Source organism: Aquabacterium sp. (assembly GCF_049317225.1).
GTDB lineage: Bacteria > Pseudomonadota > Gammaproteobacteria > Burkholderiales > Burkholderiaceae_C > Aquabacterium.
Window position 1 is genome coordinate 336,125 of sequence record NZ_JBMOIR010000001.1, and the last position, 12,141, is coordinate 348,265.

Below are 12,141 nucleotides of genomic sequence, written 5' to 3' on the forward strand. Positions count from 1 at the left end.
GTCGGCGCTCGCATCACGTTTGCCGTCGATCGTCATCGCCGATGTGTGACAGCGGCAGCGGACTCCTCCCTCAGACGTTTGGCAGCGGCCACCATGTTCTGCAATGCTGGGATCACTTCCTGCCATTGGCGTGTCTTGAGACCGCAGTCGGGGTTGACCCATAGACGCTCGGCGGGGATGCGGGATTGGGCTTTGCGCATCAGGTCCACGATCTGATCCTGGCTGGGAATGTTGGGTGAGTGGATGTCATACACCCCGGGGCCGATTTCATTGGGATAGGCAAAATGCTCAAACGCATCGAGCAACTCCATGTCTGATCGGGAGGTCTCGATGGTGATCACATCGGCATCCATGGCGGCAATGGCGTCCATGATGTCGTTGAACTCCGAATAGCACATGTGCGTGTGGATCTGGGTGTCATCGCGCACCCCGTTGGCCGTGATCCGGAAGGCCTCAATGGCCCAAGTCAGATACGTGGCCCACTGTGTGCGCCGCAAGGGCAACCCTTCGCGCAAGGCAGCCTCATCGATCTGAATGATGCTCACACCGGCGCGCTCCAGGTCCAGCACCTCTTCCCGAATGGCCAAAGCCAGTTGCAGACAGGTTTCCGAGCGTGGCTGATCGTCCCGAACAAAGGACCAGTTGAGCATCGTGACCGGCCCCGTCAGCATGCCTTTCATGGGGCGTTGCGTCAGTGATTGGGCAAAGCGTGTCCACGCCACCGTCATCGGTGCGGGGCGACAGATGTCTCCAAAGAGGATGGGGGGCTTGACGCAGCGCGAGCCGTAGGACTGCACCCAACCAAACTGGCTGAAGGCATAGCCTTCGAGTTGCTCGCCAAAGTATTCGACCATGTCGTTGCGCTCGGCTTCGCCGTGAACCAGCACGTCCAAGTCCAAGGCCTCCTGCTCGGCCACGCTGCGCGCAATCTCGGCCTGCATGGCGATTTGGTAGCGCGTGGCATCCAGCTCACCCGACTTGTAAGCGCGGCGCGCCTGACGTATTTCGGTGGTCTGCGGGAAAGAGCCGATCGTGGTGGTGGGGTAGGGCGGGAGGCGCAGCCGCTCGGCTTGCAGACGTGCCCGGACGGCATAAGGGTGTTGGCGTTGCCCCATGTCGGCGTGAATCTTGGCGACGGCCTCCTTGACTTCAGGCTGATGGACGCGGGGTGAGACTCGGCGGGATTGCACATCGGATGTGTTGGCTTGAAGTGCCGCGTGCACAGACTCGCGCCCGTGGTTCAAGGCCTGCGCCAGCGTTCGAAGCTCGGCCAGTTTTTGGGCGCCGAACGCGAGCCAGCGCTGCACGTCGGTGGGGAGGTGCTGCTCGCTGGACAAGTCAACCGGGACATGCAGCAAGGCACAGCTGGGGGCCAGCCACAGCCGATCGCCCAGTCGGTCATGGATGGGCGCCAACCAGTCGAGGGTGGCATTCAGGTCGGTCTTCCAGATGTTGCGGCCATTGATCACCCCCAGCGACAGGACCTTGTGGCTGGGCAGCAGGTTCAGCAGCGCAGGCACGTCTTCTCGACCGGTGATGGCATCCAGATGCAGGCCGGCAACGGGGAGGGTGGCTGCCAGATGCAGGTTGTCCTGCAAGGGGCCGAAGTAGGTGGTGAGCAACAGCTTGGCCCGGCAGGGTTTGAGCTGGTGGTACGCCGTTTGAAATGCATGCTTCCAGTCGGCGTCCAGTTCGGTCACGAGAATCGGTTCATCCATCTGGATCCAGGTGGCACCGTGCTGCACCAGCACCTCGATCAACTCCGCATACACATTCAGCAGTTGCGGCAGCAGACTCAGTTTGGACGTGCCATCTTTGGACTTGCCCAAGGCAAGGTAGGTCACGGGCCCGATCAGCACGGGCTTGGCAGCGTGACCTTGTGCGAGGGCCTCTTGCAATTGAGACACCAGCCTGTCGGCATGCAAGGCAAAGCGTGTGTGGGTATCAAACTCGGGGACGATGTAGTGGTAGTTGGTGTCGAACCATTTGGTCATTTCACCCGCGGCCACAGCATGTGCGGTGCAGCAAGCCTGGGCTTGGTGGTCGGGCGCCGAGCGTCCGCGTGCCACACGGAAGTAGGCGTCCAGTTCGGTGCCGTGGCCATGCAGCGCGCGCGCAGGCAGGTTGCCCAGTGTCTGGCTCATGTCCAGAACCTGGTCATAAAACGAGAAGTCGCCAACGGGCAGCCAGTCGAGGTCGGCTTGCAGGGCCCAGTGACGCTGACGCAAGGTGTGCCCCTGTGCGTGCAGGTCGGAGGCGGACGATTGCCCCTTCCAGTAAGACTCCAGGGCGAACTTCAATTCACGCTGGGCGCCAATGCGAGGAAAGCCCAGGTTGTGTGTCGTGATCATGGTGGGATCGTGCTCGATTCATTGCAGAAGCCGCGAGACTACGGATCACAATGCATGAAGTAAAATGGTATTAATTCAATCATCCATGAATTTGGCTCATTCAAGTGCTGGAGCGTATCCACCTGACCATCGTTCAGGAAGTTGAAAAACGAGGCTCGCTGACGGCGGCGGCGGATGTGTTGTGCCTGACGCAGTCGGCGCTCAGCCATGCGATCAAGAAGCTGGAGCAGCAACTCGGCACAGACATCTGGTTGAGAGAGGGGCGGCGGCTTCGCCTGACGCAGGCTGGGCAGCAGGTGCTGGCGCTGGCCAACCGCGTGTTGCCGCAACTGGTCTGGGCCGAAGAGCGCTTGCAACAGTTTGCCAAGGGGCAGCGCGGCACCTTGCGCATTGGGATGGAGTGTCATCCTTGCTACCAGTGGCTGCTGAAAGTGGTGTCGCCCTATTTGTCTGCGTGGCCAGATGTCGATGTGGACGTCAAACAGAAATTTCAGTTTGGCGGGATGGGGGCCTTGTTCGGCTATGAGATCGACCTGCTGGTGACCCCTGACCCCTTGTTCAAGCCAGGCTTGCACTTTGAGCCTGTGTTCGATTACGAGCAGGTGCTGGTGGTGGCAGCCTCGCATCCCTTGGCGGGCGCCCATCATGTGACCCCGCGTCAGGTGGCCAAAGAGGTGCTCATCACGTATCCGGTGTCCCCCGATCGTCTGGATGTGTACACACAGTTCCTGACCCCTGCCGGCGTGGCACCACGTCAGCACAAAACCATTGAGACGACGGACATCCTGCTGCAGATGGTGGCCAGTGGCAGAGGGGTATCCGCCTTGCCAAGATGGTTGGTGGCGCACTATGCGCAGACCATGCCTGTGGCGCCCGTTCAACTGGGTGCACGCGGCATTGCCAAGCAGATCTACCTGGGCGCGCGGGAGTCCGATGTGGACATCGACTATCTTCGCGCGTTCATCGACATCGCCCGTCAGACCGCGTCGGTCGCGTGAGCCTTTCGCCCGACATAGACCCGAATCGGCACGGTGTAGTGCACCTGCCCCTGGGCATCTCGACGCGCGTGAATGCCCAGTCGGTTGATGCCGATGTCATCGGTCACCATGTCCCGGATGCGAGGGACGTCCTCGTCAGCGGGAAAGGATGCCGCCAGTTGGGCTTCGAGTTCGATCTCGACCTCGTACGTCGCAAAGTGACAGTCCGTCAGCCCCGACGAGGCAAAGAGCGCAAGGCTCTCGCTGATGGACAGCGCATGCGTGTGAGAGGGGTCGCGTAAGGTCTCCAGTTCGTCATAGGCAGCAGTCTGCTCGTCTGGCATGACCACATCGGCGACCACAACGCGGCCACCGGGGGTGCACACGCGCATCATTTCACGCAGCGCTTGCTGGACATCGTGCAAGTGATGGAAGCTGTAGCGCGTTACCACGAGCGAGAACGAGTGGGCTGCAAAGGGCAACTGCAAGGCATTGGCCTCTTGCCATTGGAGGTTGCTCAGACCTTGTGCAAGCTGGCGCTGGCGAGCCTGCTGCAACATGCCGGGGGTGATGTCAACGCCGGTCACCGCTCGGGCGACCCGGGCCAGTTCGCAGGCGACGATGCCGGGGCCGCAGGCCACGTCCAGCACGGTGTCGTTCGCGGTGATGTCGCTCATGCGCAGCAAGGTGTCGATGGCACTGAAGTGCCCCGGGATCTGCGTAAACGGGATGGACTGTCGTGTGAATTGGTCGATGATGATGTCAAGATGATCGGGGGGCGAGGTGTGCATGCTCAACTCCTGAGGGGTGATGCCGCATCCTCCCGCGATCCATGACAAGGCGATTCAGCCAGCATGACAACCCATCAAGGAAAACTGACAAAACTCAGGCCGATCACGCTGGGATTCCGCGAGGAGCCCGAGCGCCCGGTCATGGGCTTGTGCATGACCGTTGACAACGCGGTCTGCCAGGCCCCGCATGCCCACCCGCGAGGGCAACTGCTGTATGCGAGTCATGGCCTGGTGCGCGTGAGCACCCCGGCAGGTGCCTGGTTGGTGCCGCCGTCTCAGGCGGTGTGGATCCCGCCGCATGTGCTGCATGAGGTGACCTTGCCCGGCGCGGTGACCTTGCACAGTTTGTTTGTGTCGGAAGCTGCCGCAGCCCATCTGTTTGGCAAGTGCTCGGTGATCCAGGTGTCTTCACTGTTCAGGGAGATGATCCTGCGTGCCGGCAGCCTGGGGGCAGACTATCAGCCAGACACGCCTGCGGATCGCTTCATGCGCGTGCTGCTCGATGAGATGGCACAAGCCACGGTGACGGAAATCGGACTGCCCATGAGCACGGAGCCGCGTGTCAAACGTGTGATGGACACCTTGGCCGAGCGGCCAGGCTTGGCATTCTCGATGGCTGAACTGGCGCAGGTGGCGTGTGCCAGTGAGCGCACCTTGGCGCGTCTGTTTGCCAAAGAGGTGGGGATGTCCGTGGGGGATTGGCATCGCCGTCTGATGGTGCAGTACGCCTTGACGTCGCTGGATGCGGGGCACAGTGTGCAGCGGGTAGCCCTCTCTCTGGGGTACACCGATTCCAGCAGCTTCATCGAAATGTTCCGGGGCGTGATGGGACGGGCGCCCGGGCAGTTTATCGGGCAGCGGGGCGCGCGTCACGGGGGCGCGAGCTGAAACTTTCTGCGATAGGCGGCGGGTTGCAGTCCGACTCGATTCTGGAACAGGCGCCGGAACGAATTGCTGTCTTCATAGCCCACCGCAAAGGTGATGCGGTCGAGCGCCATGCGTGTCGATTCCAGCAGGTGCTTGGCCTTTTCGAGGCGCAGGGTTTGCAGATAAGCCAATGGGGTATAGCCGGTGGCATCCTTGAAGCGTCGTTTGAAGTTGCGAACGCCAAAGCCAAATTGTTGAGCCAGATCGTCGATCAGGATGGGCTCGGCAAAGTGGGTGTCCAGCCAGTTCTGGACGCGCAGGATCTCCACGTCACCATGGCTCTTGGGCATTGACCACAGGACGTAGGGGGTCTGTTCGTGGCGTGTGTGATCAATCAGCAGGTAGCGGCTGCATTGCTGTGCCAACGCCAAAGAAGCAAAGCGCCGGATCAGATGCAGCATGACATCCATGCCTGCACTGGCGCCTCCGCTGGTCACCAGTCGGTTGTCTTCGCACAGGATCTGCTGGCAGTCGAGGTGTACTTGCGGGTATTGCCGCGCAAACAGTGATGCAAACGCCCAGTGCGTGGTGGCGCGCAGACCATCCAGCAAGCCGGACTCGGCCAGCAGAAATGTGGCCGTACACAGTGTCGCAATGGTGGCGCCCTGCCGATGCTGCTTGCGCAGCCAGGTCCGGTATGGCGCAAATGCGGGCATGGCCTCGCGCAGCGTGAACAGGAAGCCCGGGATGATGACCAGATCTGTTTGACGGATGTTGGACAGTGCTGTGTCCGCATGGAGGGTCTGGGTGCCCGTGGAACGAACCGGCTGGCCGGTCAGCGAGGCTGCTGTGACCTGAAAGGGCGGTTGATCACTGGTGCTGAAGGCATTGGCAGCGGCCAGCAGTTCAGCCGCCATGGTGGCACTGGCGGCCGAACAGTGCTCGGCAAGGAGCAGCGTGACATGCATGAGAGGCTTGTGCGTGTTTCGCATGAAATATGTCGTTTATGCATCTACCTTATCAGAGAGCGTATCGCTAGAGTGACGAAGGTTTTCACAAGCAGTCTCACCATGAATCTCTGGTTTCGCCTTTTCCTGATGTTGTGTCGTCGTCCTTGGCGACAGCCCGCCCATGGTCTGGATACCACGGTGGTACGCATGCGGGTTTGGCCGCTCGATCTCGACTTCAACCGCCATGTCACCAACGGGCGTTACTTCACGATGGCCGATGTGGGTCGCATGCACTACGTCTTGCGCACGGGGGCCTACAAAGTGGCCCTGCAGCACAAGGCCTTGCCGATCGTGGGTGACACGTGGGGCAAATTCCGGCGGGAGTTGCGGCTGTTCGAAGCCTTTGAAATTCACACACGCATGCTGGGCTGGGACGATAAATGGAGCTTTGTCGAGCATCGCTTTATCCGCCATGGCCGTGTGGTGGGCGTGGTGGTGATTCGCGGGCTGTTCCGCTCACCCAAGGGCACGGTGTCACCCGTGGCGTTTGTGCGCGGCATGGGGTTGCCTGAGCAGTCGCCGCCACTGCCAGCCTGGCTTCAGGCCTGGTCAGACAGTTGCGATGGCATGAGCCATCAGTTGCGAGAAGACGAAGCCAGGCTCAGGTGATGGTGTCCGTGTGCGGTCTCGACGCGGTTGCGACCCATGCGCTTGGCATGCAGCAGGGCATGGTCCGCAGACTCTGTCAGCGATGCGGCCGAATCAAACAAGGGGTAAGACGCCATGCCAGCGCTGAATGTGGCGTGCAGTGTGCCACCCGGATGCGCGTGGGGTAGGGCAGAGAAATCGCTGCGGATGCGATCAATCACCGTCTTGGCCTGTTCCGGGCAAACGCCTGGCAGGGCAATCAGAAACTCTTCCCCACCGTAGCGCCCGATCAGGTCGCCTGAGCGCAGGCGACCCTTCAGCAGCCACGCCAGCGAACGGATGACCTGATCGCCCACGGGGTGTCCGTAGGTGTCATTGATCGATTTGAAGTGATCGATGTCGATCATGGCCACCGTCAGCAGCGGTTGTTCGCTGTTCTCGGTTTGCGTGAGCAAGGCATTCAAGCGTGCCTTGGCGGCGGTGTGATTCAGCAGGCCTGTCAAACCGTCCAGGCGTGTCGAACGCTGCGTTTCACGAAAACGTTGAATCTTGGTCTTGACCACGGCCGCCAGCAACACTGGATTGAAGGGCTTGGTCAGGAACTGGTCGCCACCCAGTCGCAAGGCTTCCACTTGCATGCCGACATCGGTGGCGCCAGACAGGTAGACGATGGGGACCGTGCTGTATGCAGACATCTGGCGCAGGACACGAGTGGCCTCCACACCATTGAAGCGAGGCATGTACATGTCCATCAGCACCAGATCGGGCCGATAGGTCTCAAGTGCCTCGATCAGGGTGCCCGGATCGCGGATGACCAGGCTGTCGATGCCGTGCTGAGCCAAGGTGCGCTGAATCAGCGCGCCCGCCACGCGCGAATCTTCGACCACCAGCACGCGGTGCTTTTCCTGTTCCAGGTTTTGCACCAGATCCAGGATGCGGTCCAGCACCATGGCGGTTTGCTCATCTGCGGGGATGGCCACGTCGATGCCTGCGCGCATCAGGGCCACGATGGGCTCGATGGCCGACTGGGCGCCCAGGTAAAGCAGTTGGCTGGCAGGACAGGCTGCGCGCACCTGCGCGATGAAGTCGAAGTCGGACGCAGAGGTTTCGAGGTCGGCAGGAATGAAGAGAACCGCCAAGGGCATGTCCTCGGTGGGGAGCGCATCGCCCCACGCCATGTCCAGAACCTGAAATCCGAAGTAACGCAACTGCTTGCACAAGGCATCGGCCATGTCGCCATGCTCGGTCGGGCTGAAGAGCCACACGGATCGCGGCTTGATCCAGTCCACATCCGTGGGGGCGCCTGTGGCCGATTCATCGTGCCGACGATTCGGTTCCGGGACGTGCGGCTTGGCCGTGGCGACGGCCCCGAGCAGCGCGTCGAGTTGGCGCTGCAGGATGCTGATGTCCTGCTCCGTCAGCGGGTGCGAGCTTTCTGAGCCCAGGCGAGCAAGGACGACACCTTCCAGTCCTTCGCAGATGCGGACCAACCCGGGCAGGCGCATCCGATTGAGATGTTCGGCGAGGCTGTTGACCGCCACGGCGAACTCGATGAACTGCTCGAAACGCCCTTCCGAGACATAAAAACCCCACCGTGTCCGAAGGACATGGAGGCGATCGTCTAGGGAATTGGGCGGCACTGCGGTCATGGTTGGCGAACTAAATGCTATGACATTATCGATTCCGATGGAGGGGGCAATGTCCACTTCGTCACGTTCTCGCTCCGATTTTTGTGTGCGTGTTTTCCCGGTGTGTGAGGGACTGCGCATCAACATGGGGAAAGCGGCTTCAGTTTGCGGATCGTTTACCGACAAGCCTTGTATCGTGTGTGTACAGGGCGGCGACCTGAAGGTGGGCGCCGGCATGGTGATGTGGCTCAGACAATTCAGCTTCTTGCGCCGGCTTCAGGCTTTGGCGGTGTTCAACATCGCGGCTGTGATGCTGTGTGTCGCGGCAGGGGTTTACAGCGCCTCACAGTTGACCCGTATCGGCGAGGATGTGGGGCTGAGCAAGGATGCGGTGGCAGACATCCTCCCGCCGCCGATGTATTTGATTGAAATGCGCTTGGTGCTCTCTCAATTGGTGGAGGGCAGCATTTCGGTGTCGATCGGCAAAAGCGAAGTGGCGCGATTGGCCAAGGAGTACGACGACCGCGTGCTGTACTGGCAGCAGAAAGAAGGGGTCCCCCCTCCGGTGAAGGCGCGCTTGATGGGCGCGCAACATGACGCGGCAAAGGCGTTCATTGCCAAGGCCCGTTTGATTTCTGAGCAGGCTGAACACATGGGGTCGGAGGATCTGCGGATGATGGTGCCGGAGATCAACGCGCTGTATCTGGCCCAGCGGCACGAGGTTGACGAAACAGTCAAGGTGGCTTCTGGTGTGGCAGAGGCCAGCATGAGCGACTTCGTGTCCGTGATTCGGCTCAGCAAGGTGATTCTGGCCGTGGTGCTGGTGGTAAGCATCGTGCTGTCGGTGGTGCTCTTCAGCACCACCATCCGATCGATTTTGCGACCACTGCGGCAATCGGTGTCGGCCGTGGACCGGATGGCCCAAGGCGACCTCACGGAAGACATTCAGCCGGAAGGGCGCGATGAGATGACCGTGCTGTCAAGTGCCTTGCTGCGACTGCAGCAATCGCTGAAGCAGACCGTTCAGGTGGTGCAAGGCAATGCGATGGTGGTGGCAGAAAGCAGTCGTGGCATGGCCCAGCAGAATCAGGATTTGAGCGATCGTACGCACCAGCAGGCCGAGTCACTGCAGCAAACCAGCACCACGCTGGGTGCGTTGAGCCATGCGGTCGGGGACAACGCCTACCACTCGGCACAAGCCAGCGAGTTGGCGACGGGGGCATCCGAGGCTGCTGCGCGCAGCGGTGCCGTCATGGGGCAGGTGGTGGACAGTATTCGCGACATCCAGGCCAGCAGCCGGCAAATTGGCGAAATCATCGGGCTCATCGACAGCATTGCGTTTCAGACCAATATCCTGGCGCTCAATGCGGCCGTGGAGGCGGCGCGTGCAGGGGAGCAGGGGCGCGGGTTTGCGGTCGTGGCCAGTGAGGTCCGCATGCTGGCGCACCGCAGTGCCGAGGCCGCCAGAGAGATCAAGCAGTTGGTCACGACCAGCGGCGAGCAGGTGGAGCGCGGCACCTTGCTGGTGGACGAGGCGGGCGTGGCCATGCGCGAAACGGTCGAGGCCATCGTGAATGTGGCCCGGATTGTTCAGGACATCACGGTCTCGACGCAGCATCAGACGGAAGGCGTTGGGCAGGTGGAGGGCTCGCTGGCGCAAATCGATCACCACACCCAGCAAAACGCGGCACTGGTCCACGACCTCGTCGGCACGGCGGCGCAGTTGAGAGAGCAGGCGCAATCGCTGCTGGATGCCATTTCTGCATTCCGGGTTTAACGGAGTCGCACCGGGAGGTGCGTCATCATCTCGTCGCCATCTCTGCGCATCATGGCCAGATTTGCCGACAAGTAGGGTTGACTGGGTGTAACGGCCGGTTAGCAACGGTGATAATCAAACCGTGCCATGTGTATTTGTCTAACCGAAGTTGTCATCGATGTTGCGTATCCGGACTGTTTGCAAGTTGCTGGGCTTCTGTGCCGTGCTGGGTGGTGGGGCCTCACTCTCACTTGCACAGGGCGTTGATCGGGTTGCCTCCGAGGAGGATTACTTTGCCAACGTCCCGGTGGTGTTGACGGCCAGTCGCCTGGAGCAGCCGCTTAACGAGGCGCCCGGTGCCATGACCGTCATTGATCGCAACACCATTCGCTTGTCCGGTGCTCGGACGGTCGCGGATGTGCTGCGTCTGGTGCCGGGCTATTTTTCGGGTGGCTGGAATGGCGCCAACCCGGTGGCGGCGTATCACATCCCGGTCGATGACTACGGCACCCGGAATCTGGTCCTGATCGATGGTCGTTCGGTTTACTCGTCCGCGTACCTTGGCGACACCCACCGAGGCATGCTGGATGTGATGCTCGAAGACATCGAGCGCATTGAAGTGCTGCGCGGTGCCAACTCGGCAGCCTATGGCGCCAACGCGATGTTCGGGGTGATCAACATCATCACGCGCCACAGTGCTGACACGATCGGCGGTGAGGTGTCACTGACCTACGGGGACAGTGGCATTCAGGACAGGCGTGCGAGACTGGGCTTTGGCGATGAGCGGGCCAGTTTCAGGCTGTCTGTGGGCGATCAGCGGGACAGCGGCTATTTGAATGTCTTTGACGATCTGTCGTTGAGTCACTTGCACGGCCGGGCAGATTTCAAGCCCACGGTGCGAGACGATGTGATGCTGACCGCTGGGGTGACGTATCAGAGTGGCGGCGAGGGCTTTGCGGTCGATGCCTATAACCCCTTGCACACGGTGTACACCAATGACGTCTATTTGAATGGGCAATGGCGTCACCAACTGTCGGACGCCGATGAGCTGCAGTTCTCCATCAACTACATGGAGGACTGGCGCAAGGACGTGGCCTATTCCACCGATGCGTTTCATATCCTCATGGATTACGGCGGTATTGGCGAGCGCACCAACATGGAGGTTCAGCGCAAGACGACGCTGTCGCCCACCGTTCGCACGGTCGTTGGCGTGGGCTACAAAGACGAGAAGACGCGGTCCTTGCCTTTGTATGCCACAGACGACTGGCAGTCCTTCCATGAAGAGCGTGTGTTTGGGACGCTGGAGTGGCGCTTCACGCCAACGTGGCTGCTCAACGCGGCTTTGTTTGTGGGGCAACACAGTCAGGCCGGGCTTTATAAAGCGCCTCGCCTGATGCTGAACTGGCTGCCAACACCGGAGCACACCTTCCGAGCCGGGGTGACCGAGTCCATGCGGACCCCCAGTTTGTCGGAATTGAATGCCGATATCCGCTATTACTTGGGGGGCGTGTTGGTAGCGCAGGAATTTGCGGCCCGAGGACTGGCTCGACCAGAAAAGCTGCGGAGCCAGGAAATCGGCTACCTCGGACGTTTTCCCAACCAGAACCTGACATTGGACGTTCGCTTGTACAACGAGCGTTTGGTGGGGTTCATCGGTGTGGAAAAGTACGACAACGCCGCGACCGGCATCGATGATGTCAAGGACTACATGAACAAGCCTGGGTTCGAAATCCGTGGGCTGGAGTCCCAAATGCGCTGGAAGCCGTTTGAGGGCAGTGAAATCTGGTGGAACCAGAGTTTCTCGACATTGGATTGGGAGAATCCTGTGCTGAACGCCCGTCGTGAGCGTCGTCCGCCTCAGCATGCTTCGACGCTGGCGTGGTTTCAGCGTTTGCCAGGGCAATTCCAGTTGTCCGTCGTATATCAGTTCTTGGGCAGCATGACCTGGCGTGATCAGCGCGACTGGCTGGCCGCCGCGCACCGTACGGACGTACGGTTGGCTTACCCCTTCCGGGTGGGGCGAGCCAAAGCTGAGGCCTCATTGACTGTACAGTCCGCAGAGGGGAGTCGGCCCTTCTTCCTTCCAAGAAGAAATCTGGAAGTCGGGCGCCGCACATTCATGAATATCAGCATGGAGTATTGATCTGATTCGCAGACGTCATGCACTGGCTTT

General features: G+C 60.7%; 9 protein-coding genes. 5 read left to right on the forward strand and 4 right to left on the reverse strand.

Features of this window, described 5'->3' with window-relative positions; genetic code table 11:
- Nucleotides 1–32: 32 nt before the first annotated feature.
- Complete coding sequence (gene metE / locus ACOYNB_RS01380; RefSeq protein ID WP_422837320.1) at nt 33–2,351, reverse strand: 5-methyltetrahydropteroyltriglutamate--homocysteine S-methyltransferase; 2,319 nt, start codon at nt 2,349–2,351, stop codon at nt 33–35.
- A gap of 104 nt (nt 2,352–2,455) precedes the next feature.
- Here metE and ACOYNB_RS01385 point away from each other — a divergent pair, with 104 nt between their 5' ends.
- Entirely contained in the window at nt 2,456–3,349 is an 894-nt protein-coding gene (locus ACOYNB_RS01385; RefSeq protein ID WP_422837321.1) for a LysR substrate-binding domain-containing protein, read from the forward strand.
- Here ACOYNB_RS01385 and ACOYNB_RS01390 read toward each other — a convergent pair.
- Nucleotides 3,328–4,119: a class I SAM-dependent methyltransferase gene (locus ACOYNB_RS01390; protein ID WP_422837322.1), complete on the reverse strand. Its 792-nt coding sequence runs from the start codon at nt 4,117–4,119 to the stop codon at nt 3,328–3,330. The two genes, ACOYNB_RS01385 and ACOYNB_RS01390, sit on opposite strands and share 22 nt — an antisense overlap.
- Nucleotides 4,120–4,182: 63 nt before the next feature.
- On the opposite strand from ACOYNB_RS01390, the gene ACOYNB_RS01395 reads away from it, so the two are divergent.
- Nucleotides 4,183–5,007 (forward strand): AraC family transcriptional regulator, encoded by an 825-nt coding sequence (locus ACOYNB_RS01395; protein WP_422837323.1) that lies wholly within the window; start codon nt 4,183–4,185, stop codon nt 5,005–5,007.
- On the opposite strand, the gene ACOYNB_RS01400 is transcribed toward ACOYNB_RS01395, so the two are convergent.
- On the reverse strand, nt 4,989–5,978 hold the full coding sequence (locus ACOYNB_RS01400; protein ID WP_422837324.1) for a GlxA family transcriptional regulator: 990 nt from the start codon (nt 5,976–5,978) through the stop codon (nt 4,989–4,991). The genes ACOYNB_RS01395 and ACOYNB_RS01400 overlap by 19 nt on opposite strands.
- Before the next feature lie 78 nt (nt 5,979–6,056).
- On the opposite strand from ACOYNB_RS01400, the gene ACOYNB_RS01405 reads away from it, so the two are divergent.
- The gene (locus ACOYNB_RS01405; protein WP_422837325.1) at nt 6,057–6,605 is read left to right on the forward strand and encodes a thioesterase family protein; all 549 of its coding nucleotides are present in this window, start codon (nt 6,057–6,059) and stop codon (nt 6,603–6,605) included.
- Here ACOYNB_RS01405 and ACOYNB_RS01410 read toward each other — a convergent pair.
- Complete coding sequence (locus tag ACOYNB_RS01410) at nt 6,572–8,233, reverse strand: diguanylate cyclase (protein ID WP_422837326.1); 1,662 nt, start codon at nt 8,231–8,233, stop codon at nt 6,572–6,574. The genes ACOYNB_RS01405 and ACOYNB_RS01410 overlap by 34 nt on opposite strands.
- Nucleotides 8,234–8,282: 49 nt before the next feature.
- Here ACOYNB_RS01410 and ACOYNB_RS01415 point away from each other — a divergent pair, with 49 nt between their 5' ends.
- Together ACOYNB_RS01415 and ACOYNB_RS01420 are read left to right on the forward strand one after the other, a co-directional pair.
- Nucleotides 8,283–9,989 carry a methyl-accepting chemotaxis protein gene (locus ACOYNB_RS01415; RefSeq protein ID WP_422837327.1) on the forward strand — a complete coding sequence of 569 codons (1,707 nt, stop codon included), beginning with the start codon at nt 8,283–8,285 and terminating at the stop codon, nt 9,987–9,989.
- A 157-nt stretch (nt 9,990–10,146) separates the two neighbouring features.
- Nucleotides 10,147–12,111: a TonB-dependent receptor plug domain-containing protein gene (locus ACOYNB_RS01420; protein WP_422837328.1), complete on the forward strand. Its 1,965-nt coding sequence runs from the start codon at nt 10,147–10,149 to the stop codon at nt 12,109–12,111.
- Nucleotides 12,112–12,141 lie beyond the last annotated feature (30 nt).